Below are 21,840 nucleotides of genomic sequence, written 5' to 3' on the forward strand. Positions count from 1 at the left end.
TAAATGTTACAAGAAATTAAAAAAGCTGCATCTTATACACTTCTCTAGTGCATTTGCGTTATACAATGGTGCCCGCTTAGTTTTAATTTTCAGTTTACGGAAGTTGTGTATGTCACAAACAATTACCCTGTATGTCGATGGTGCTTGTCGTGGAAACCCTGGTCTTGGGGGATGGGGCGCGTACATTATTACAGAAACTGAAGAACATAAACTGTGTGGCGGTGAAGACAACACCACCAATAACCGTATGGAACTCACCGCGGCCATTGAAGGCATTCTTTTTTGCCCAACCGATGCGAAGTTGGTAGTCTGGACAGATTCAACCTATGTCAAACGCGGCATTACCGAGTGGATTACGGGTTGGAAAAAGAAAAACTGGAAAGACGTTAAAAATCCAGATTTGTGGAAAAAACTCGATACAGCCTGCCAAGGCCGTGATATCGACTGGCACTGGGTCAAAGGCCATGCAGGTCATGAAGGTAACGAAATGGCAGATCAATTGGCGAACCTCGGCGCCGATCAAACACAGGCTCAACTTCGTCAGTCTAAAACAGCGACAACAGAACCGTCTGTAGATAAAAAAAAAGTTGAACCAGACTGGTTGTTAAACGACCCTTTTGGTTTGGGTTTCGATGACGAAGAAGCCGATGACAGCGAAGATTTAACCGAAAGTAAAATAGACGTTGCAGAACAAGAGCCAAGTTTAGTCGCTGAACCAGAACTTGCTACAACGGTGCCTTCTATTGAACAAACGCCTGAAGTTGTGGCAAGTGTGGATTTAACACAACTCAAACAACATCCACAAATTGTGATTACTCCACGTAAGGTTGAGGTCTTTGGACCTCGACAGCTCATTCTCGATACAGAGACCACCGGTTTCTATTATCAAGATGGCGATCGCATTATTGAAGTTGGCGCGATTGAAATGGTCAATCGAAAGCTTACCGGAAGCTCTATTCATATCTACATCAATCCAAAAAAACCTGTGGGCGACTCTGAAAATATCCACGGTATCTCTGATGACTTTTTAAAAGATAAACCGCTATATCAAGAGATTGCCGACACCTTATTTGCCTATCTCAAAGGTGCGGAAATCATTGCGCATAATGCAAGCTTCGATATGAACTTCTTAGACATGGAGTTCAAACGTGCAGGATTTGTTGCGCTTTCTGAAGTTTGTGTAGTGACAGATACCCTCGCGATGGCAAAATCTAAGCATCCGGGGCAAAAAAACTCACTCGATGCCTTAGTTCGCCGTTACGAAATTCCACAGCGTGACCGTACCTTCCACGGGGCCTTACTGGATGCTGAAATTCTAGCCGATGTTTACTTGGCTATGACGGGTGGTCAGGTTTCCTTTGATATGGATGCCCTGTCACATAGTGAACAACAAAATGGGCAAAGTCAGCGTCAAGCACTGAATATTGAACTGGCGGTAATTCACCCTTCAGCCGAAGAACTTGAAGCACATGAGACTTGGGTCAAACAATACCAAGAAAAACATGGCACACCCTGCCTTTTTGCCAAATAAATTCTAAAGTTTTTGTTAACTTTTGTATTACAAGATTTTTCAGTTAGGCTATAGTGATGAACAAGTTGCTATGCCTTATTTGGGCCGCATATAAACACGATAAAACACTAGGATAGGTGCAGATCAATGTCTTACCAAACCTCTATTCATTTTGATCCAACGGCGCTGCTGATAATAAAAAATGAAGTGGATAACTCCATTAAGCTGGTTGAATCAGCTGTGAGCACCTTAGCAGAAGATCAGACTTTACCTTTTGGAATTGACGATGCATTAAACCAATTTGAGCAATGTGCTCAAGTGCTTGCATTGATTGATATGTCGAGCTTGGCCAAAATTGCTGAATATTCCGCAGAGCTTATGCGCAAGATCATGGGGAATCCTGCACAGATTAATACGCAAGATGTGATTGCACTCAGCGAAGGCACGACCATGCTGAAGCGCTATATTGAGTTCATTTGCTTAAGAGAAGTGAAAATTCCACAGTTTTTACTCGATACCTTAAACCGTCTTGAAATTGCATTAGCAAAGCCTTTAACGCAAGAAGGTCAGCAAATCGAGTCATTACTAGACTGTATCACCCCAGATTTCAGCCTCCCTCAAGCACCAAGTCTTGAAAAATCTCAATATGTTCACCGCCTGTACAAGCTGTCTTTAAGTCAAATGCTGAAACAAGAAGAAAGCGAACTTGATTTACAAGCAATGAAATTGGTGGGCACTTATTTAGCGGATCTAGCAGAACAAACGCCGAGTAAACAGTATTGGAACTTGGTCTATGTTGCACTCAATCAAATTGAACAATTGCTCATTAATGAACCACGTTTACGCACTCTGATTAGCATCGAACGTAACATTGCACAGTTCTTTACTGCGCCTGAACGTTTCAAAGCCAGCCTCACAGATCTTGCCAACATTCTCAGCCTATGTATCAGCCAAGAAGACGAAGTTTCTCAACACATCCGTGGCAAACTCAATATTGGCGACGACCTGCTCACAGATACGCAGCTGCAAGTTTTCAGTCGTCATCTGTATGGCCCAGATTTCGACACGATGCATACCATTAGTGATTTGGTAACCACCGAAATGTCTCAAATCCGCAATGACATTGAGTACAACTACCAAAACATGACCCCAGAGAAGACCCAAGAGCTCCAAGCAAAACTGGTCGATTTGGCGAACATCTTCAAAGTATTGAACTTAAATGAAGCGCATAATGACTTAAACCGTCAAGCAACATCACTTAGTCAAGCCGATATGCTGAAAGATGAAGGTTTTGCGCAGCAGTTGATGAACGTGATCTTGTCGGCAATGAACTCGATTGGAGTGTTAGAACGTCACCATACTTCAAGCCGCCTACAGCTTCGTGTGAACAACATGAATATTTCACTAGACCGTTTAGATGAAGCCCATGCTGCGTTATTGTCAGAGGCTAAAACGTCTATTGACTTAAGTAGTCAAGCGTTGGCGCAATATCAGCAAGAACAAGTTTTAACTGTTCTTGAGAATACTCCTGCGCAACTACGTGAAGTTGCGGGCGCAATGTTGTTCTTAGGCGCAGAAAATGGTCAAACAGCCCTGAATATTTCAGCAGATTTTGTGCAACAACAAATCACGGCTGAAACTGCGCTCACTGCTGCTCAGGTGAATCATGTACTTGATGCACTCGCAAGTGCAGATATGCTGATTGATAACTTAAAAAACAAACAGCCTGTATTACACAGTATGTTTGATGTAGCATTGGACAGTAGCCAAAAACTAAAGACTGTTGCCTAATGTCAGAACTTTCACTTGCTTATATTTTTCACCAACAACAATTGTTGGTGGATCATAACTTTCAATTGCCTCGTGTAGAAAAGCTAGCAAGTGATTTAAGTTTTCACTCGGGTGATCAAGTGATTGCCCGAGACCTGCTAGACAATGAGCCGATTCCTGAAGGCTTAGAACTCATCCCAATTCGCCAGTTGCTTCCACTCTGGAGCACCAAACAATTCGAACAGGCCAGCCGAGCTATTCAACTGCTAGAATGGCGTCGCAATCATAAATTTTGTAGTCATTGCGGCCACGCCACAGAAGCACATGCCAGCGAATATGCCATGATCTGTCCTGCCTGCGGTTATCATCAGTATCCACGGGTACAACCCTGTGTCATCACCGTCATTACACGAGGTGAAGATGAAATTCTGTTGGCAAAAAATGCGCGTAATACCCGTAGCAATATGTATGGTTTGATTGCGGGTTTTGTTGAAGTCGGTGAAACTTTAGAAGAAGCGGTACGCCGCGAAACCTTGGAAGAGGTCGGCATTCAAGTTAAAAATGTTCAATACTTAGCGAGTCAGCCTTGGCCTTTCCCAAGTAACCTAATGATTGCGTTTAAAGCAGAATACGCATCGGGTGAACTTTGCTTACAAGAAGAAGAAATCAGTGATGCCCAATTCTTTAAGTTTGATCAACTGCCTGAAATTCCGTTCAAAGGCAGCATTGCACATGCCATGATCATGCATGCGACAGAAGGCACAACGGTCGCAGATGATACACGTGAGTGGCTGTAAGCTCACTCACCATCTCTACAACAAATATACTTTAAAACCCAATTAGTGCTTAAGCGCATCCTCTAGCGCCTGCATAATTTTTTGCTTGGTCGTGAAGTAACGACTAAACAAACTCGATACCGAACCAATCATTGAAATATGACCGATACGCGGCACCGTCCAAAGTTGACTGTAGTTGCCTTTTTCTTTCAACCTACGATCCAAATCAACGGCATTACTCAACCCGACGACATCATCATTTTCTGCAACCAACAGATAATGTTTAACCGTATTCGACTCGACGAAATAATATGGCATCACTTCCTGATAAGGCCTGTTCTGATCAAAAGCATCTGCACAAATTGGATCGCCTTTATAGTCGAAATGATAAGGGCCTGCCAAACCAATAATGGCGGTAATTTGATTGCGGCATTGTATTTCATATGGCTTCGGATGATAGAGCGCAGACATCACATTAAACGCGCCCGCAGAATGCCCCATCAACACCACTTTTTCCGTTGAAATTTGATATTTAAGCTGATGCACATTGAGATAATTTAAAGCCAAGCTGAGATCATCAATAGAGGCAGGAAAAATATGCTCAGGCGCCAAGTGATAGTTAATCACCGCCACATCAAAGCCTTCTTTGGCAAAGGCTTCACCAATAAAACGATAATCTTTTTTATCGCCATGCATCCACGCGCCGCCATGCACAAATACAATCAGAGGACGGTGTTCACGCGGTTTTTGCGTGCGAAACAGATCTAGACGGTGTCGCGCGCGTAAGCCATAGGCCACATTTTCTTGGACCGAATAACCCTTACGTGGTGTTAAACGGTTTAGGGCATAACTACCTACATCATAAATACGAAAGTCACGATAGAGTAATCTTGCATACTCTACCGAACGATTCAGTCTTTGAACAAAAGGCTGAAGCTTATTGAACATTATTTGGTTCAACTTGGTCTGGGTCTATCGCAACAGGCGTTTGCTCTGTCGGTGTTGAATTAATCATTGGTGATGCAAACGCACTGGTCGTTTGCGACTGTTGCTCTATATTATCCACCAATGTGATAATTTTAGTAACATTCCCCACTTGCTGTAAAACTTGGTTTAAATCGGTGATTTCAGCACCATTTAAACGCCCCATCACATATAACACACCATCTTCGGTGTGAATACGCACTTTCGCATCTGAAACAACAGCAGCTTTCATGATCAAGCCACGGGTATTTGCCGTAACTGAGGTGTCTTGCATGATGGTGCTATAACTAATTTGGTTTCCAACTGTAATGTAGTTATGCACGGTTTTGACATCTGACATCGCACGTACATTGTCTTCAGCCAACTGACGTAAGTGTTGATCGGGTACTTGTCCTGTTAACAAGACATTCCCATGAAAACTTTCGATATTGACACGTGACTGTTTAAAACGGCTGTCCAATTTATATAAGTTAATTTTTGCAGTACGCTCAATTGAAGAGTCAATAAAGACCTGCCCTAATGAACGTGCACCGCTTTCTGTTCCTACAGCGGCTGTTCCTGTCCCACCCGAAATGAAACTTGCACATCCAGATAAACTTGCGACGCATAATACGGTCATTGCAATACGATTGAACACTCAGCAAGACTCCTCAACTTTTCAAACTATTTTAATTCAGCATTTCAGCTTTGATTTTGTTCAAAGATTAATAAAGTCTTGATCAAAAGTAAAAGCATTTTCTATCCATTGCTGATCATAAGTGAATTTTGAAAAATCTTGCTGTATGGTTTTTGCAATTTCTTTAAAAAAATCAAAACAAATCACATCAAAGCGGCAATAATATTGCTGGAAATGTGGATGATCTTGTAAAAAAAACATGGCCGTTTTTGCTATTTTGCGTTGTTTTGAATAGGAAATTGTTTCAGCAGCCTGTGCAAAACGCGTTTTTGAACGTGCTTTGACCTCAACAAAAACCAATTCCTGCCCTTTTTGTACAATCAGATCAATTTCACCAAAGCGCGAGTGATAATTGGACTGCACATGAACATAACCCTGTTCTTCTAACACCGTCAAAGCTTGTTGCTCTGCCCATTGTCCCAGCTTCATCTCTTTATCTTCCCCCATTTCGTTTTTTATTTTTTTAATCATCACATTTCGAAAAACTCAATTTCGATCAAAAATCTCACGTCTTGATATTTAAAACCACTGCTGTGAGTCTCTCGAACCAAACAATTCATTTCATTCTACGTTTTAAAGCCTTCTTGGCGTTTAGATTTCAATCGAATGTCTTCCCGACTCCTGCAAATCCATCGCCGACAATATTCTAACTCACGCCACGACGGACAATTCAGGTAGAATGCTTATCGCGGTATCGGTTGAATGCATCAAAGCACTCAAGCCAACCTATCATTTTATTATTTTGCAACGCGGAGAAAACCCATGAGTGCCCAGTTATTTGTAGTCGCAACCCCTATTGGGCACTTAGATGACATGACTTACCGCGCAATTGATGTACTAAAATCAGTCAAAATCATTGCTGCTGAGGATACACGAACTTCAGCACAATTACTGAAACACTTTAATATTCAAACACCGCTCACCGCATGCCACGATCATAACGAAAACAACAAAATTGACATCCTTATTCAGCGTTTGTTGAAAGGTGAAGATATGGCGCTTATCAGTGATGCAGGAACGCCTCTTATCAGTGATCCAGGTTTTAAATTGGTTCGTGCGGCACAAGAGCATAATATCCGCGTAATCCCTGTACCGGGCGCATGTGCTGCCATTGCAGCTTTAAGCTCAGTGGGCTTACCAAGTGATCGTTTCAGCTTTGAAGGTTTTTTGTCCTCTAAACAAACCCAACGACTGGCAAGCTTGGAAAAACTCAAAGACGAAACGCAAACCCTGATTTTTTATGAGGCACCACATCGTATTTTAGACAGTGTCAGTGACATGACTAAAGTCTTTGGTGCTGACCGCCCTGTCGGTTTTGCTCGTGAAATTACCAAAACCTTTGAAACCATCAAGAAAATGACATTAGGTGAGTTGGTTGAATTTATTGCAAACGATCATCATCAACAAAAAGGTGAGATTGTATTGATTGTTGGTGGCGCGACCACTGAAAAAGATATGGCACAAGAAAAACTCGACCAGCTTTTAACGCGCCTCTTACAAGATTTGTCAGTGAAAGCCGCATCACAGTTAGCGGCTGATTTGACTGGCATCAAAAAGAAAATTGCTTACCAGCGCGCTTTAGAGCTAACGCAAGATCAGGCTGAATAGGCTTCGATAGCTTGAACTTAAAATAAAAGTATTGCTTTTTTGAAGGAAAAAATAAAGAGCAACAGACGTAAGTGCTTTGGCCTTTCTCTGCTGCTCTCCATGTTAAGCGGTTCCATGTGAACCGCTTAACTCAAATTATGTAGTTATGTCATTTAAAATTTATAAGCATGTGTATGGGTTGACTGATCGTCAGTTACAATCTCTATCGAATTAGCTTGCTTCTTGGTAAATACGACCGCCGGGTAGTTGGCAAAAGTATTGTTTCAATGCATCCAAACAACGATGGATCTTCATCGGCTGTTGTTCATGCTTTGAAATGATGGCATATAGCGTAAAGTTAGGGAGCTTCCACTCTGGAAGAACTTCCACTAAAGAACCGTTAACCAATTCTTTTTGCACATCTAAATATAAAATACGTGCAACTCCATGCCCATGTTGGCATAAAGTCTTTGTTACTAAAATATTATTACTGGCTACTCTTGATTTCATCTCAAGTTTAACCGCATCACCTGTCACCACATTTTTAAAATCAAAATCATGATTATTTTTCATAATCGTGATCGGAATAAGATCATGATTTTTCAAATCTTCAGGTCGTGAAATTGGTGCAGACTGATTCAAATAGCTCGGTGAAGCAACCAAAATCTGTTCCACGCGCGCCAATGGCACGACATGTACGCTTTGATCGTCAACCGTTGGACTCATTCTTAACGCAATATCAATTCGCCCATTCATCAAATCCACATAATGATTATCTGCTTCAATATGAATAGATAATCCGCGATGTGCAGACATCCAATGCGACAAAGCAGGAATCACATGATTGGCACCCAACTCTGGCGTAGTGGCTATTCGCAGCTCACCCACGAGATCATCGCGCAATTCATTGATACGTATTTTGCCACGTTCAGCAGCGGCGAGCATTTCTTGACAGCTGTGGAAAAAAGCCTGGCCTGCTTCAGTTAAATTCAACTTTCTTGTTGAGCGATGTAAAAGAACAACTTCCATCTCTTGCTCTAAAGAACGAATTTGCTGACTCACAGCACTTGTAGTGATGCCTAACTCACGCGCGGCACCACTAAATGAACTCTTTTCGACAACACAAGCAAAAACACCCATTGCCCGTAGTTGATCTAACATAAAATTCTCTCTGGATTCATGAGAAGTTTTCATCTATTTGATAAAAACAACTCATTGTATTATACGGTGAATTTTTTGCGTTGCATCCAAATTTTTTAATTTAATGGTAAAACTATAGTCGGATTGATTGGCTTGCCATCTAAGCGTACTTGGAACTCTAACATGGTGCGCGTTGCACCTGTGGATCCCATTTCAGCAATTTTCTGTCCTGCCGTCACATTTTGACCGCTCTTCACATTCATCGCACTGTTGTGTGCATATGCTGTGATATAACCATCAATATGCTTAACCAAAATTAAGTTCCCATATTCTTTCAATCCGTCTGCTGCATACACCACTTGGCCATCTGCTGCTGCATAAATTGGATCACCTTGGTTACCAGCATAGCGAATACCTTTTACATTATTTGCTAAATTATAACCTTGCAAAACAGCGCCATTACTTGGTTTTACCCAGCGTAAAGTTGAACTTTTCGAGCTCGCAACAGGTGCGGTCGGTACTTTAGCAGGAGTTGTTGTGGTTGTGGTGGTCGTATTTTGACTCGGGAGACCAACATTTTGACGTTGAATTGGGGCGGTTTGTGTAATAGGTTGCGTCGTGGTTGTACGTGGGCTACCCGAACCTTTTAAACGTAATGACTGCCCCACATAAATACGATACGGCGCAGCAATATCATTCATGTCCGCAACAGAGGTATAACTCAGCCCATAACGAGTTGCAATACCGCTCAGCGTGTCGCCTGAACGAACTGTATAATAGTCTGGTGCTTTCGCAAAACGTGTCGCATTGTTAACCTGTGGTTTAGAAGCACAACCACTCAAAATAACAGTTGAAACTACAGCAGTAGATAACACGACAGTTTTCAGTAGTGCTGTAGGAATTGCAATGAAACGAATTTGAGACAACACAGACATTTATCTTACTCTCTAAAAATACAAAAAATAATCAGTTTAATTTGCGCTAAGATTAGCAAAAAAGTATGTGAAAATAGTATCTCTGCGCGTATTTTCACAAAGTTATAACAAACAGCTGAATACATTCCTTGTATTGCTCAGCTGTAGCGCCTTTTAAGCACTTATTTGCCCTTGTAATGCATGCAAAACTTCATAGTTGGTTGCATCCATCTGAATAGGCGTAATACTCACAAAACCATTTGCCACAGCGAAAAAGTCTGACTCTACCTCATCATAGCCTCTTTTCGGTTCCGCCACAGCTTCACCTGCAAGCCCAATCCAGTACACTTGACGACCACGTGGGTCAACATGACTGGTAATCGGCTTAGACTGACGACGACGTCCTTGATAAGTAATTTTAGCGCCCTGTAACTCAGCGACATCTGGAATATTAATATTTAAAATATGGCGTGGTGGCAGTGCTGGCAAACCTTGTTTCACAAAGTCATGCACCCACTGTGCAGCATGATGATAATCTTCTGGACGATTGTACGAACGCACTTCAGGGCCCGCAAGTGATACCGCAATGGCTGGCTGTTTCATTAGACGCCCTTCAAATGCTGCTCCAACTGTACCTGAGTAGAGTACATCATCACCCAAGTTTGCCCCGCTATTGATGCCACTAACAACCAGATCAAACTCAAAGTCAAATAAGCCATTCATGGACAAATAGACGCAGTCCGCGGGTGTACCATTGACTGCCCACATGTCGGATGCAATTTCGATTGGACGTAAAGGTCGATCTAAAGTTAAAGCACTGGAAAAACCACTGCGTTCACTTTCGGGTGCTACAATCACCACGCGACCTAATGGACGTAAAGCATGTGCGAGCGCTTGAATACCTGGTGCAAAAACACCATCGTCATTAGCTATTATAAAATATTCACTGATGAATCTTCTTAAATCTATATTAATTTAGAAAATATATAAAAAAAACATTTATTTAACTTTAAATTTAATCTATTTTAGTCTGTATTAGTTCGCACTAATCTGTCAAAAAACCGAGACTTTTGCGGGTAACTTAATGCTATCAGATACTAAAATAAAATCACTAAAGTCTAAAGAAAAAGCATATAGAGTGCTTGATGCAGAAAGGTTATACATTGAAGTTAGACCCACTGGCAAGAAAATCTGGCGATTCAAATATACATTAAAAGGAAGGAATGGTAAGTTTTGGTGAATATGCTATTGTCTGTCTAGCTGAAGCATGTAAAAGAAAGATGAATCTAGGATCTTATTAAAAGACGATATAAACCCTGTTGATGAAAAAAGAAAAAAAGGCAGAATCTGTTACGGCCTCATCCAATACTTCTACTGCTAACTGCATTCGCTAGCTCACTATCTACTGTATCACAGCTTATCTCTAAAACATTACTTATTTCACCTCCAACTTTACTCATGTTAATTCATCTATATTTATAAAAAATCAAAAAAAACTATTTTAAAAACCTAACCAAGCCTAAAACCATTAAAAAACATTCATATTGTTTTCATTAAGATAAATCATATATATACCTCCTTTCAAAAAACCAATAACCAACTTTTACATATTCAATCTTATAACAAGAAATATTGACATCCATTTTTCTTTCAAAAGCAAATTTTTTAGCGTAATATGGAAAACCACTAATACTTATATCCATGGTACTATAAACTTTACCATCAACATTCACATCATATAATAAAAAATCACTACTATACTATTTCTATGACGATATTTTTTCTCTAAGAACAAGCACCCCCTAATAATATTTTTATCATCTAGCGCCAACTGTCTTGCTCTTTTTTCAAAAAAATAATCACTAATAAAAGGTTGAATAATAACCATTATTAAAATTGGATATATTATAAATTTCACATTACCCCCCTTATCACAACACATTCATAAAATCAAATATAAAAAATGATTTAAATATTTAATTAAAAACTTAGAAGAACTCATATCTTATTAAACGTTCTATTTCTACACGGCTTTGTTGTACAAACCTATTTTTGACAGCTTATTCAGAAATATAATTTTCAAATGAAAAAACCTATAACTGAATTTTATCGCTCAACGAATTGATCCTCTTATAATCAAGCCTTAATCAATCGAGTAAATATATTAATTTGGTTTAATCCTACCACTCAATGGCAGAATGCCATTTGCAACATTACTCCATGAAAAACGTATTTGGGCTGAAAAGAATTTAGCTCAAATTTAACCTAACAGTCTTAAGCAAATATCTGTAACTATCAGCTCAGGTTTGAGCTAGTATACACTATTATAAAAACACGCTTTAAGTATGAGTATATTGAGCCAAGTTATTCGCGTTTTTTACTCATTTCGGATAACAAATCCAGTTGTATTTCTTGTATTTGGGCTAACCTATTCCACTGATGCATCAACAGATGATCTAGTTTTTCATTTAAATGTTGAATTTCTAACTCTGCCTTTAAATTAATTTTATAATCGTTTTGTGAACGCAATCTGTCTTTGGCTTCCTGTCTGTTTTGGCTCATCATAATCACAGGAGCTTGAATCGCTGCAATACAGGATAAAATTAAATTTAATAAAATAAAGGGATATGGATCGGCAGGATGCGTGACCATGACCACTGTATTGACAATAATCCAAATGGCTAGGAAAGTAGCAAAGCACATGAGAAAAGCCCAACTACCACCAAAGGTCGCAATTTTATCTGCCAGCCTTTCCCCTAAAGTCCAATTTTGATCCAACTGATTTTCAACATTTTTGGTGATCACTTCATGTTGTTGCAAACTTTTAATCACCTCATATTCAAGATCAGTCACTTCCCCCTTTTCAGACTTTAACAGTGAATGAACATACTGAATTCGATACTTAGTTAAATCTGCTTGGCAAATATAACTTTGAGGCGACCATTCTGGAAAATCATGTGAAATTTCTTCGGTAATAGATTTTCGTATTGCCCCCATAGGAATGAGGTTTTTAATGAGGAATTTCTGCCCACAGACTAAACATTCATGACTTTGATTTTTTTCGCTCATGCTCGTTCTCTTTTATAATCATTATTGGTTTTGGGGGAGATAAACATCTTCGAACAAATTTTAAACCAATGTCAAATTTTCAGCACCACTCAGAGTAGCTCCTCATTAAGTTTTCTCTAGACAGTAGCCATGAATAAAAAAATGCCACAGATATAATCATGATTCTGTGTCTTAAATAAGGCTAAACAAGTTCATATCATCAGGCTAAAAATTAAAAAAATCCAGCTTTAGAGCAAGGAGACAATCAATGCCTAACTCCGCAAGGCCTATGCGTTTAGGTCTACTTTTTCATACAATATTGCTCACATGTATCACTGCTAACGTAGATGCGAATACACCACCTGTAATGTTGACTTCTCCTAAAGATTTTATATACCCAGATGTAGATCTGGGTCTAAGTGAAAGTCTTTATCCAAATGAGGCCGCCACTGCTAAAGAAATCGCGAACATCATTGAAATGACGATCCGAAAACAATATTCCACAGATATCGCGCTACGTGATGCGCACCCTAAAGCACATGGTTGCGTACGTGCAGAATTTAAAATAAATGAGACATTGCCTCAAAACATGGCTTATGGTGTTTTTATTCCAGGAAAAACTTATCAAGCATGGATTCGTTTTTCGAATGGATCGAGTAATGCAAAACAGGCGGATATAAAAAAAGATGCACGCGGCATGGCGATCAAACTTTTAGCCGTGCCAGAGAAAAACCTTTTAGATGAACCTGCGGCTACGCAAGACTTCATTATGATCAATCACCCTGTATTCTTTGTAAATGACCCCGCTCGTTATCTATCATTTATACAAGATATCAATAGTGATCGATTTCTAAAAAAACTGCATGTCCCTTTTGCATTAGGAGCCAAAGGAACTTGGATTGCCTTGAACACTAGAAATAAAATTTCAAATCCACTGCAAACCAGATACTGGTCTATGGTTCCCTATCAGTTAGGAGTCGGCGATCATCGTCAAGCAGTAAAGTACTCTGCTCGTGCATGTTCAAGCGTTGTTAGCCCGATTCCAGCTACTCCTCAAAAGGACTTTTTAAGAGAGACACTTCGAACGACGTTACAAGATCGTGATGCCTGCATGGAGTTTTTAGTACAACCTCGGACATCCAGCGCAATGTCTGTTGAAGACTCGATGACGGAATGGAAAGAAGACCAAGCTCCCTTCTATAAGGTGGCCACTATTCGTATTCCTCAGCAAGTTTTTGATACCCCTGAGCAAAATAAGTTTTGTGAAAACCTATCCTTTACACCATGGCATGCATTAGCTGAACATAAACCACTGGGTGCGATAAACCGAATGCGCAAAGTCATATATGACCAGATTAGTCGCGTCAGACATGAAATGAATTCGGCTAAACAAACAAACGCTAACAATGTCGGAGATCAATAAGGAGTCCTATGGTTAAACTCGATGGCCTATTAATCTGTGTGTCTAAAGAAGAAGTCCATCTGGTGATGAAACTCCTTCCAGAACATATTGAATTAACTCATCAAGAAGAAGGCTGCATTTCTTTTGAGGTCAAGCAAAGCCACGACCCTTTTATCTGGGAGGTGCTAGAAGTTTTTGATAGCATGAAAAGTTTTAAGCATCACCAAAGTAGAACGGCCTCGTCCATTTGGGGAGTGAAAACACAAAATATTAAACGACAGTATAAAATATCTGAGGGTGAATAAGGTTTAACTTTCTAGCTATAAAATGACACTTCTATGACTAAAACTTGAAATAGCCCTCAAATGAAAGCTATCTCTATTCAGACCTTAAAATTTAAAATGTTCTGTACTAAAAAACACAATGAAGAATAGCGATTTTTGTATGGATCATCATGCATTGAGCAGGTGTTAAAGCTAAGAGCTTTTTAGTGAGCAATCGCTGCTGCTTTGGGTTTAAAAGCCACCAAACAAAAGACGATAAAAGCACATAGAACAAAGGATGCGCCAAATCGACTCAGATCCAACCCTCCGTGACTAATGGGCTTATCTAGGAAATCCCCCAGTACGGCACCTAATGGTCGCGTGAGTACAAATGCAGCCCAAAATAAGAAAGTTCTAGAGATTTTGGTCCACATATAAAGCATCGTCAGCAATAAAAGTAAACCGCCAAAGATAAGTGCTGCACTGGTATAGCCCAGTCCTTGCGTATCTGCTGTCCAATCCCCTAGCGCTGTGCCCAATGTTTGGGAAAACATAATGGTCAGCCAATAAAACGCTTCACTTTTAGAAGATTGAATACTCTGTACCGCAATTGACCCGCTGCTGTAGTACCACGCCAATAAAGATAAAATAAGCAGGCCAAATAAGATTAAGCTGCCACCTAAATAGCCCAGTCCTAAGGTACGATCAACATAGTCCGCTATAGTTGTCCCTAGAGTTGTTGTTGCAATGATTGTAGACCAATAAAAAAATGCATTATATTTTTTGGCCTTAATCTGTGCCGCAACGAATATTGCAAAAATAACGGCGAAGATACCCGTACTTACGATATATCCCAAATTAAGCGACATGGATAAGGCATCCCCCGCTGTTTCACCCAGAGTTGTTGCCGCAATTTTAATGATCCAAAACAGCAAAGTGACTTCAGGCACCTTGCTCAGCACCTCATGCAGTGTTTTTTCTTCAGTCATGATACGCACCCAAACCTTATTCTTTTGTCTATGCTGAATAATAGTGCTCACAACTGAAACCAATCTTAAATTTCAAAGACCTCGCCCATAGAGGCTGTTTATGGCTTTCAATAACACAACGTCCATAGACTTATTCATCCGCTTTCTAAATGGACTTGAAACCAAGCTGAGCTGAGTTAAACACCTAAGCTGTTGTTACTCGCTACCCGTAAAGACAGCTGTAAAATAAGCCATGGCAAATGTTCTGTTCGCATCAGTTTAATTTGCGATATTTTTGAATTCACCTGATTGACCCGTCTATAAGTAAAGGGTTTAGCTTAATGGAACAATGAACGAATGATGGAAACTATGCTTACTGTATCTCGCTTAGCGAAAAAACTCGGTTTATCCAGAACGACTATTCTCTATTATGAGAAACAGGGTTTATTAAAACCAAGCTTAATCGCTGAAAATGGATACCGGTGGTACGGTGAAAGTGAAATTGAGCGTCTTAAAAGCATCATCTCCTACCGTTCTTACGGACTATCCATTTCAGATATTCGCTTGCTTTTAGAACCACTTAGCATATCCCAAGGGCAGATCTTGGAAAATCATTTTCGGGCATTGGAACAAGAGATCAATAACTTAAGAGCTCATCAAAAAGCCATCATTGAGTTATTGAAAAAGTCCATTTTATTAAAGGAAAAGTTCGTGAATAAAGCCAAATGGGTAGAGATTATGATCGCAGCAGGTTTATCAAAAGAAGATATGATTAAGTGGCATCAAAAATTTGAAGAGATGGAACCTGAGGAGCATCAAAAATTCTTAGAGTCACTCAACATTACACAAGATGAGATTACGGCTATTCGAAGCTTATAGTGCTTTTTAGCTCTCAATATTTGATCATTTGAACATCAAACCCAATAGCTCTCATCTAAGCGCTATTGAGTTCACTGCTTACCTATCGTAAGCATTTTTTATCCCTAAATATTATTCCTGCACCAACAAGCAGATCATCCTAAAGACTGCCAAAACTGAAGATTAGAAGTCGTTAGGATGATCATTGGCGATTAAAAAGTCCAAAACAAAAAACTTTATTAAAAAATGACTGGTCAGAACTTTTCATTGAATTCTAATTGAAAATATATATATTGAGTCTCCGCATCCACCATAAATATGTGATTTTAAAAATGATTAAAAGCTTAACATTACGTAATTTCTTCGGATTAGGCATGGCTATCATGATTTCTCAATCTGCTTTTGCACTAGAGGGATTAAGCACAGAAGAAGCCAACACCATCGTGAAAGAAGATATTGCAGCAGCGCAAGTCATGACCGAATTTTGCCCTGCTTTGGTGGGTCAAGGCCCTAAAATTGAAAGCAACATTCAAACTTTAATTCAAACCTATTTACAAGACTACTCAGATAAGTCGATGACCTATGCAAAATTACAGTCAGACAGCGAATACCAGTCGATTCTGAAAGAAGCTCGTACAGATGCAAATGGTACTGACAAAGCAGAACAAAAGTCAGTATGTGATGACGTTGTAAACTTTGAAGGTTAATTCAAGTTCTACATCTATATCGCAAAGAAAGGATGAATAATGGGGTTATTCATCCTTTTTTATTGGACTGAAAAATGTAAAAACGATGAAGCGACTTCAACAGCTTCTATACATTTTTGCGCTTACATTTACTTAAAATTTGTTTAAGCTCATCCTATTATGGCAACAACATGTATGCACTTAGGGTTTATAATGAATTTAAATGTAATGAAAAAAGTGATTTTGGCAGTTTGTGGTTCTTCTTTGATTGCTATCGGTTCGGCTCATGCGGCCAATAAAGACGAAAATATTGAAGTAACTCCACTGCAACAAGTGACGCAGCAAGAGTTGGCTGCAATTTATGTCCTATCAGAAGTTTGTCCAAGTCTCGTTTCAGACCAGAGTCAGTTTGAAAATGGCTACAACACTTTGGCCAAAGAATATCTACCGCAACAGAAAAACCCGACTGAATACCTTAAAAGCCTCAGCAAAGAGAAAAAATTTAAGCCTATTTTAGCCGAAGCTCAAGCCGATGCGAAAAAAGCAGGTAAAGCGAAAAACCAAGAAATTTGTAAAGAATTGAGCACTTACAGCAAATAATACCAATTGGTTACAATATCTTTGAAATAAGCCGATTTCTCCCGTAGAAGTCGGCAGAACTTTGTCCTAAAATGCAAAGCTCTCGTGCTTATACTAAAGAAATCGGAACCCCTTAGAATGATTCAAAAAAGCGCCCTTGCTGCGGCATTACTCGTACCAAGCATTTCATTTGCAGCAACTGTCTTATCCTCACCACCAGAACTAAATAATAAATCATATGTGCTGATGGATTATGAGACTGGGCAAATCCTCGCATCTAAAAATGAAAATGAAAAATTAGCACCAGCGTCAATGACAAAAATGATGACGAGTTTCATTATTGAGCAAAAGTTGTTGGCGGGCGAGCTAACCGAAGATGAAAAAGTTCGGATGAACGAGTCTGCTTGGTGTCGTGGTAGTAGTTCGGAATCATGTATGTATGTGCCATTAAATGGTACTGCGACTGCATTAGAGATGTTACGCGGCATTATCATCCAATCGGGTAATGATGCATCTAAGGCTATGGCTGAGCACATTGCTGGGAACGAAGGCACTTTCGTTCACATGATGAACACTGAAGCAAAACGTATCGGCATGACCAATACCAGCTTCATGAACTCAACAGGTATGCCTGCTGAAGGTCACTACTCCACTGCTAAAGACATGGCAACGCTTGCACAGCACATCATTCACGACAGTTCAAAATATTATCCGATTTATTCTGAAAAAGAATTTACTTTTAACGGTATCAAACAAGGCAACCGTAATGCCTTGCTTTATACTGACCCAAGTGTCGATGGTTTAAAAACTGGTCATACTGACGAAGCGGGTTATTGCTTAACAACTTCGGCTAAACGTGGCCCAATGCGTTTGATTTCTGTGATTTTTGGTGCGCCAAGCATGCAAGAACGCGCAACGCAAACACGTGAAATTTTAGCGTGGGGTTATGCAAATTTTGAAACTAAAAATGTTCAAGCTGCGAACCAAGTTTTAGCAAAATCAAAAGTGTGGTTTGGTAAAGAAAGTGACGTGCAAATTGGTTTAGCTGAAACCTTTAATGTGACTATGCCTAAAGGTCAAGCCAACGCAATCAAAACACAACTCGTGGTTCAACCGAAACTGACTGCACCGTTGAAAAAAGGACAAGTGGTTGGTAAATATGTAGCAAGCCTTGATGGTAAAGTGATTGCTGAAAAACCACTTGTGGCGCTGAAAGATGTTGAAGAAGCAGGTTTCTTTGCACGTATGCTTGACCACATCAAACAATTCTTCTCAAACTTATTCTAAGTAATATTTAGACTTAAGTTAAAGCATCCACACCTCGGTCTGGATGCTTTTTTATTTTATAATGGGCACCTACGCAAAGGCAGAACACCAACATGGCTAAAAATATTCGCCCTTATTTGAACAGCACTCCACAGCTTGGCAACAACTGCTATATCGATGAAATGTCGGTAGTGATTGGTGATGTCATCTTGGCTGAAAATGTTTCTGTGTGGCCTTTTGCCGTGATTCGTGGTGATGTAAACCATATTCAGATTGGTAAAAACTCAAATGTACAAGACCATGCTATGCTGCATGTTAGTCATAAAAAAGCGGACAAACCAAATGGCTCGCCTTTAATCATTGGCGAAGATGTCACGATTGGTCACCATGTTACCTTACATGGCTGTACGATCGGCAATCGGGTTTTGATTGGTATCAATAGCATTGTTTTGGACGATGTCATCATTCCTGACGATGTGATGATTGGCGCAGGAACACTAATTCCACCAGGGAAAGTACTGGAAAGTGGCTATTTATATGTCGGTAGTCCTGCCAAAAAAGTTCGTCCTCTAACAGAAAAAGAGTTGGCATTCTTACCGTATTCAGCACAAAACTATGTCAAAGTATCGGGGCATTATTTAGAGTCATAATCATTGGGAGCATTTTGCTCCCCTTTTCGTATCAGATCAAATAACAATATTCCCTTCAAAAATGCTGAATCTGCGGATTAATACTTCTCAAATGCTGTCACTAAAAAATCAATTAATGAATCATTTCGGGTTTTGGCTCCCAGTTTGGAATCACTTTGACCAAACGCCCTTCTTTTAAATCATTATGAATAATCAGCTCTGGTAACTTGGCAGTCCAAGTCCACCACAATACCTACATAGCCTAGCGGATGAAGACAATACCTAAAGCTTGGAACTAAGCTACTAATTTTATATTCATAACATAGCCACCACCGCCTAAATTTTGTAGAATACTCCTTTTACCCCATGGTGCTTTTATATGACCGCTTGGACAGCTCACGTCACCGTCGCAACTGTTGTTGAAAAAGACGGAAAATTTCTATTTGTAGAAGAGCATACTGCGGGTGTGACACACACTGTATTTAACCAGCCTGCTGGCCATGTTGAATCAGGTGAAACACTCATCGAAGCTGCCATTCGTGAAACTATGGAAGAAACTGGACATGAAGTGTCTATAGATGCGTTATTGGGCATTTATACCTATACACCACCCATGTTTCCAGACCGCACGTATTATCGTTTCTGCTTTTTAGCGCAGTCACTTCATCACAGTCCAACCGCTGAACTCGATACAGGTATCGTGGGTGCAGTATGGATGACTTTGGATGAACTACTCGAAACGGCCCGTGCACGTAGTCCATTGGTGATTAAAGCGGTTCAAGACGCACTCGCGGGGCAAAAATATCCTTTATCGCTCGTTTATGAGCACCAAAATTCTCCCCTTATTTCAAGTTTGGATGCCTAGTCCTATGCAACAACGTGTCATCGTCGGTATGTCGGGTGGTGTAGATTCATCTGTTTCTGCTGCTCTTCTTCTTCAACAAGGTTATCAAGTTGAAGGTCTTTTCATGAAGAACTGGGAAGAAGATGACGGTACGGAATACTGCACGGCTATGGAAGACTTAGCCGATGCTCAAGCCGTCTGTGACAAACTAGGGATTAAGTTACACACCGCTAACTTTGCTATGGAATATTGGGATCGGGTATTTGAGCATTTCTTAGCGGAGTATGCTGCGGGCCGTACACCAAACCCAGATATTTTATGTAATAAAGAAATCAAATTCCGTGCGTTCTTAGATCATGCTATGCAACTGGGCGCAGACTTTATTGCGACTGGTCATTATGCACGTCGCGGCGAAACTATGACCAACTCTAAAGGTGAGGAATACGCACCTTTACTGCGTGGTTTAGATAAAAACAAAGACCAGACCTATTTCTTACATGCTGTGCATGGCCGTGAAATTAATAAGACGTTGTTCCCTGTCGGTGAAATTGAAAAGCCTGAAGTACGTAAAATTGCGGAACAATATGACTTAGTCACGGCGAAGAAAAAAGACTCAACAGGCATCTGTTTTATTGGTGAACGTCGTTTTAATGACTTCTTAAAACAATACTTACCTGCACAAGCTGGAAAAATCGTCTTAGATGATGGCAAAGAGGTTGGTGAACATCACGGCTTAATGTACTATACGCTCGGTCAACGCGGTGGTATTGGTATTGGTGGTTTGAAAGGTGTGGCTGAAGGCGCATGGTTCGTTCTACATAAAGATATTGAAAACAACCGTTTGGTGATTGGTCAAGGTCATGAACATCCACTCATGCAAAGTACTACACTTTGGAGTGAAACAATTGACTGGGTCGCAGGTGAAATGCAGATTCCTGAAACAGGTTTCCGTTGTACCTCACGGACGCGCTATCGCCAAGATGACCAAGATTGTGTGATCTTTAATGATCCGACTACCCCAGGTGGCGTACGTGTTGAGTTCGATGAACCCCAACGTGCTGTGACTCCGGGTCAGAGTGTCGTATTCTACTCAGGTGAAGTTTGTTTAGGCGGTGGCGTGATTCATCATACCAATGCTCCTAAACCTGATTTTATTTAAAGGATTTTAAGACATGGCTGAGTTACCGTTTCAACAGCCTCAAACTTTGAACGAACGCCAAAACCGAGCTTTGGCGTTGGCGGCTGTTTTTCAGTCCGCGCAACTAACGCATATGACCGCCTTAAGCGGTCAGCAAAGTATTGGGGAAAGCGGTAACTTCTATTTAGAGCAGTTGATTAAAGCCAGTTTAAATATCCGACCGAAGGGCAACCAAAGTGGACAAACTTTAGACTTCTTTCATCAACTGGCGGACATCTCCTTAGGACTGAAAACCTTAGAAAGTAGCATTACCCAGCCCTTTAATACCTCACCCAAAACTCGAATTCCCAAATTATCCACCGCTAAACTTCCCATGACCTATGCCATGGCACTCTTACAACTCGAAAAGAAAGTGTATAGCAACCCCAAATTCGTTGAAATTATTGAACAGTCCCAACAAAAAATCTTAAGACAGCTTTCTTTTTTCGATAATAACTATTTACACCCAAGCATCATTGCCAACCTCGCACAAACCTACGTCGATACCGCCGGGCAAATTAACCCACGCATTATGGTGCGGGGCAATGCAGAAGCATTTAAAGACTCATCGCATACCAACCGCATTCGAGCTTCCCTCTTCACTGGCTTACAAATGGCACATTTATGGCGTCAGCTCGGTGGAAGTTCATGGGGCATGGTGTTTAGTAAACGCAAATTGCTCAAAGATATTCAAGATCTCGCTCGTTTACAGTATCAGGTGATTTAACACATGATCGACGGGCTTTTTAGTTTTACGTTTAAT

General features: G+C 40.3%; 23 protein-coding genes and 1 pseudogene. 16 read left to right on the plus strand and 8 right to left on the minus strand.

Going from position 1 to position 21,840, the window contains the following annotated elements; translation table 11 throughout:
• The first annotated feature begins 109 nt into the window (after nt 1-109).
• The 3 genes from dnaQ to nudC all read left to right on the plus strand — a co-directional run bounded on the left by dnaQ (nt 110) and on the right by nudC (nt 4,077).
• Nucleotides 110-1,531, plus strand: a complete 1,422-nt coding sequence (gene dnaQ / locus ACY3FQ_RS10820; RefSeq protein ID WP_489774041.1) for a DNA polymerase III subunit epsilon — start codon at nt 110-112, stop codon at nt 1,529-1,531.
• Between the two features lie 126 nt (nt 1,532-1,657).
• Nucleotides 1,658-3,301: a chemotaxis protein gene (locus ACY3FQ_RS10825; RefSeq protein WP_201950802.1), complete on the plus strand. Its 1,644-nt coding sequence runs from the start codon at nt 1,658-1,660 to the stop codon at nt 3,299-3,301.
• Nucleotides 3,301-4,077, plus strand: coding sequence for an NAD(+) diphosphatase (nudC, locus tag ACY3FQ_RS10830; protein WP_087010659.1), 777 nt, complete (start codon nt 3,301-3,303; stop codon nt 4,075-4,077). Before ACY3FQ_RS10825 ends, nudC begins: the two co-directional genes overlap by 1 nt.
• Nucleotides 4,078-4,119: 42 nt before the next feature.
• On the opposite strand, the gene ACY3FQ_RS10835 is transcribed toward nudC, so the two are convergent.
• The 3 genes from ACY3FQ_RS10835 to ACY3FQ_RS10845 are packed head-to-tail and all read right to left on the minus strand — an operon-like array spanning nt 4,120 to nt 6,145.
• Entirely contained in the window at nt 4,120-5,004 is an 885-nt protein-coding gene (locus ACY3FQ_RS10835) for an alpha/beta hydrolase (RefSeq protein WP_078388873.1), read from the minus strand.
• On the minus strand, nt 4,994-5,677 hold the full coding sequence (locus ACY3FQ_RS10840; RefSeq protein WP_005399779.1) for a BON domain-containing protein: 684 nt from the start codon (nt 5,675-5,677) through the stop codon (nt 4,994-4,996). The genes ACY3FQ_RS10835 and ACY3FQ_RS10840 overlap by 11 nt, the downstream gene beginning before the upstream one ends.
• Nucleotides 5,678-5,737: 60 nt before the next feature.
• Entirely contained in the window at nt 5,738-6,145 is a 408-nt protein-coding gene (locus tag ACY3FQ_RS10845; RefSeq protein WP_058869310.1) for a YraN family protein, read from the minus strand.
• A gap of 333 nt (nt 6,146-6,478) precedes the next feature.
• Here ACY3FQ_RS10845 and rsmI point away from each other — a divergent pair, with 333 nt between their 5' ends.
• The gene (gene rsmI, locus ACY3FQ_RS10850) at nt 6,479-7,324 is read left to right on the plus strand and encodes a 16S rRNA (cytidine(1402)-2'-O)-methyltransferase (protein WP_201950799.1); all 846 of its coding nucleotides are present in this window, start codon (nt 6,479-6,481) and stop codon (nt 7,322-7,324) included.
• 210 nt (nt 7,325-7,534) lie between these two features.
• On the opposite strand, the gene ACY3FQ_RS10855 is transcribed toward rsmI, so the two are convergent.
• From ACY3FQ_RS10855 to surE, 3 genes are all read right to left on the minus strand, one after another.
• Nucleotides 7,535-8,464 carry a LysR family transcriptional regulator gene (locus ACY3FQ_RS10855; protein WP_010326350.1) on the minus strand — a complete coding sequence of 310 codons (930 nt, stop codon included), beginning with the start codon at nt 8,462-8,464 and terminating at the stop codon, nt 7,535-7,537.
• A gap of 95 nt (nt 8,465-8,559) precedes the next feature.
• Nucleotides 8,560-9,378, minus strand: a complete 819-nt coding sequence (locus tag ACY3FQ_RS10860; protein ID WP_176537436.1) for a peptidoglycan DD-metalloendopeptidase family protein — start codon at nt 9,376-9,378, stop codon at nt 8,560-8,562.
• Nucleotides 9,379-9,531: 153 nt separating this feature from the next.
• Nucleotides 9,532-10,293, minus strand: coding sequence for a 5'/3'-nucleotidase SurE (gene surE / locus ACY3FQ_RS10865; protein WP_201953883.1), 762 nt, complete (start codon nt 10,291-10,293; stop codon nt 9,532-9,534).
• A 148-nt stretch (nt 10,294-10,441) separates the two neighbouring features.
• Between surE and ACY3FQ_RS10870 the strand changes: the two genes are divergently transcribed.
• Together ACY3FQ_RS10870 and ACY3FQ_RS10875 are read left to right on the plus strand one after the other, a co-directional pair.
• The gene (locus ACY3FQ_RS10870) at nt 10,442-10,597 is read left to right on the plus strand and encodes an Arm DNA-binding domain-containing protein (protein WP_227556994.1); all 156 of its coding nucleotides are present in this window, start codon (nt 10,442-10,444) and stop codon (nt 10,595-10,597) included.
• Nucleotides 10,598-11,440: 843 nt separating this feature from the next.
• Nucleotides 11,441-11,551: pseudogene (locus ACY3FQ_RS10875) on the plus strand (IS5/IS1182 family transposase); the annotation flags it as partial.
• A gap of 170 nt (nt 11,552-11,721) precedes the next feature.
• Here the strand turns inward: ACY3FQ_RS10875 and ACY3FQ_RS10880 are convergent.
• Nucleotides 11,722-12,426, minus strand: coding sequence for a DUF1003 domain-containing protein (locus ACY3FQ_RS10880; RefSeq protein ID WP_078388870.1), 705 nt, complete (start codon nt 12,424-12,426; stop codon nt 11,722-11,724).
• A 247-nt stretch (nt 12,427-12,673) separates the two neighbouring features.
• Between ACY3FQ_RS10880 and ACY3FQ_RS10885 the strand changes: the two genes are divergently transcribed.
• Both ACY3FQ_RS10885 and ACY3FQ_RS10890 read left to right on the plus strand, forming a co-directional pair.
• A complete protein-coding gene (locus tag ACY3FQ_RS10885; RefSeq protein WP_489774042.1) occupies nt 12,674-13,828 on the plus strand; it encodes a catalase family protein in 1,155 nt (384 codons plus the stop codon).
• A gap of 8 nt (nt 13,829-13,836) precedes the next feature.
• Nucleotides 13,837-14,112 carry a putative quinol monooxygenase gene (locus tag ACY3FQ_RS10890; RefSeq protein ID WP_151836993.1) on the plus strand — a complete coding sequence of 92 codons (276 nt, stop codon included), beginning with the start codon at nt 13,837-13,839 and terminating at the stop codon, nt 14,110-14,112.
• A 182-nt stretch (nt 14,113-14,294) separates the two neighbouring features.
• Here ACY3FQ_RS10890 and ACY3FQ_RS10895 read toward each other — a convergent pair whose 3' ends face one another.
• Entirely contained in the window at nt 14,295-15,059 is a 765-nt protein-coding gene (locus ACY3FQ_RS10895; protein WP_062034481.1) for a COG4705 family protein, read from the minus strand.
• A gap of 336 nt (nt 15,060-15,395) precedes the next feature.
• Between ACY3FQ_RS10895 and ACY3FQ_RS10900 the strand changes: the two genes are divergently transcribed.
• From ACY3FQ_RS10900 to hflD, 8 genes are all read left to right on the plus strand, one after another.
• Nucleotides 15,396-15,917 (plus strand): MerR family transcriptional regulator, encoded by a 522-nt coding sequence (locus tag ACY3FQ_RS10900; protein ID WP_004694198.1) that lies wholly within the window; start codon nt 15,396-15,398, stop codon nt 15,915-15,917.
• 311 nt (nt 15,918-16,228) lie between these two features.
• Nucleotides 16,229-16,603, plus strand: coding sequence for an MCR_0457 family protein (locus tag ACY3FQ_RS10905; protein ID WP_035326613.1), 375 nt, complete (start codon nt 16,229-16,231; stop codon nt 16,601-16,603).
• 192 nt (nt 16,604-16,795) lie between these two features.
• Nucleotides 16,796-17,182 (plus strand): MCR_0457 family protein, encoded by a 387-nt coding sequence (locus ACY3FQ_RS10910; RefSeq protein WP_004694202.1) that lies wholly within the window; start codon nt 16,796-16,798, stop codon nt 17,180-17,182.
• Nucleotides 17,183-17,299: 117 nt separating this feature from the next.
• A complete protein-coding gene (gene dacC / locus ACY3FQ_RS10915; RefSeq protein WP_004694204.1) occupies nt 17,300-18,448 on the plus strand; it encodes a D-alanyl-D-alanine carboxypeptidase PBP5/6 in 1,149 nt (382 codons plus the stop codon).
• Nucleotides 18,449-18,540: 92 nt separating this feature from the next.
• A complete protein-coding gene (locus ACY3FQ_RS10920; RefSeq protein WP_151836996.1) occupies nt 18,541-19,077 on the plus strand; it encodes a gamma carbonic anhydrase family protein in 537 nt (178 codons plus the stop codon).
• Nucleotides 19,078-19,435: 358 nt separating this feature from the next.
• Nucleotides 19,436-19,921, plus strand: a complete 486-nt coding sequence (locus tag ACY3FQ_RS10925) for an NUDIX hydrolase (protein ID WP_005399799.1) — start codon at nt 19,436-19,438, stop codon at nt 19,919-19,921.
• Between the two features lie 4 nt (nt 19,922-19,925).
• Nucleotides 19,926-21,059 (plus strand): tRNA 2-thiouridine(34) synthase MnmA, encoded by a 1,134-nt coding sequence (gene mnmA / locus ACY3FQ_RS10930; protein WP_005399800.1) that lies wholly within the window; start codon nt 19,926-19,928, stop codon nt 21,057-21,059.
• Nucleotides 21,060-21,072: 13 nt separating this feature from the next.
• Nucleotides 21,073-21,804, plus strand: coding sequence for a high frequency lysogenization protein HflD (gene hflD, locus ACY3FQ_RS10935; RefSeq protein ID WP_004980842.1), 732 nt, complete (start codon nt 21,073-21,075; stop codon nt 21,802-21,804).
• Nucleotides 21,805-21,840: the final 36 nt, after the last annotated feature.

Source organism: Acinetobacter sp. AB03 (assembly GCF_058107045.1).

What these genes read in the sequence shown, in the direction of transcription:
- nudC (WP_087010659.1), top strand. Translation starts at nt 3,301, where the DNA reads ATGTCAGAACTTTCACTTGCTTATATTTTTCACCAACAACAATTGTTG.
- mnmA (WP_005399800.1), top strand. Translation starts at nt 19,926, where the DNA reads ATGCAACAACGTGTCATCGTCGGTATGTCGGGTGGTGTAGATTCATCT.
- ACY3FQ_RS10920 (WP_151836996.1), top strand. Translation starts at nt 18,541, where the DNA reads ATGGCTAAAAATATTCGCCCTTATTTGAACAGCACTCCACAGCTTGGC.
- ACY3FQ_RS10825 (WP_201950802.1), top strand. Translation starts at nt 1,658, where the DNA reads ATGTCTTACCAAACCTCTATTCATTTTGATCCAACGGCGCTGCTGATA.
- ACY3FQ_RS10900 (WP_004694198.1), top strand. Translation starts at nt 15,396, where the DNA reads ATGATGGAAACTATGCTTACTGTATCTCGCTTAGCGAAAAAACTCGGT.
- dnaQ (WP_489774041.1), top strand. Translation starts at nt 110, where the DNA reads ATGTCACAAACAATTACCCTGTATGTCGATGGTGCTTGTCGTGGAAAC.
- ACY3FQ_RS10835 (WP_078388873.1), bottom strand. Translation starts at nt 5,004, where the DNA reads ATGTTCAATAAGCTTCAGCCTTTTGTTCAAAGACTGAATCGTTCGGTA.
- ACY3FQ_RS10890 (WP_151836993.1), top strand. Translation starts at nt 13,837, where the DNA reads ATGGTTAAACTCGATGGCCTATTAATCTGTGTGTCTAAAGAAGAAGTC.
- ACY3FQ_RS10925 (WP_005399799.1), top strand. Translation starts at nt 19,436, where the DNA reads ATGACCGCTTGGACAGCTCACGTCACCGTCGCAACTGTTGTTGAAAAA.
- hflD (WP_004980842.1), top strand. Translation starts at nt 21,073, where the DNA reads ATGGCTGAGTTACCGTTTCAACAGCCTCAAACTTTGAACGAACGCCAA.
- ACY3FQ_RS10845 (WP_058869310.1), bottom strand. Translation starts at nt 6,145, where the DNA reads ATGAAGCTGGGACAATGGGCAGAGCAACAAGCTTTGACGGTGTTAGAA.
- ACY3FQ_RS10895 (WP_062034481.1), bottom strand. Translation starts at nt 15,059, where the DNA reads ATGACTGAAGAAAAAACACTGCATGAGGTGCTGAGCAAGGTGCCTGAA.
- ACY3FQ_RS10870 (WP_227556994.1), top strand. Translation starts at nt 10,442, where the DNA reads ATGCTATCAGATACTAAAATAAAATCACTAAAGTCTAAAGAAAAAGCA.
- ACY3FQ_RS10855 (WP_010326350.1), bottom strand. Translation starts at nt 8,464, where the DNA reads ATGTTAGATCAACTACGGGCAATGGGTGTTTTTGCTTGTGTTGTCGAA.
- ACY3FQ_RS10860 (WP_176537436.1), bottom strand. Translation starts at nt 9,378, where the DNA reads ATGTCTGTGTTGTCTCAAATTCGTTTCATTGCAATTCCTACAGCACTA.
- rsmI (WP_201950799.1), top strand. Translation starts at nt 6,479, where the DNA reads ATGAGTGCCCAGTTATTTGTAGTCGCAACCCCTATTGGGCACTTAGAT.
- dacC (WP_004694204.1), top strand. Translation starts at nt 17,300, where the DNA reads ATGATTCAAAAAAGCGCCCTTGCTGCGGCATTACTCGTACCAAGCATT.
- ACY3FQ_RS10910 (WP_004694202.1), top strand. Translation starts at nt 16,796, where the DNA reads ATGAATTTAAATGTAATGAAAAAAGTGATTTTGGCAGTTTGTGGTTCT.
- ACY3FQ_RS10905 (WP_035326613.1), top strand. Translation starts at nt 16,229, where the DNA reads ATGATTAAAAGCTTAACATTACGTAATTTCTTCGGATTAGGCATGGCT.
- ACY3FQ_RS10885 (WP_489774042.1), top strand. Translation starts at nt 12,674, where the DNA reads ATGCCTAACTCCGCAAGGCCTATGCGTTTAGGTCTACTTTTTCATACA.
- ACY3FQ_RS10880 (WP_078388870.1), bottom strand. Translation starts at nt 12,426, where the DNA reads ATGAGCGAAAAAAATCAAAGTCATGAATGTTTAGTCTGTGGGCAGAAA.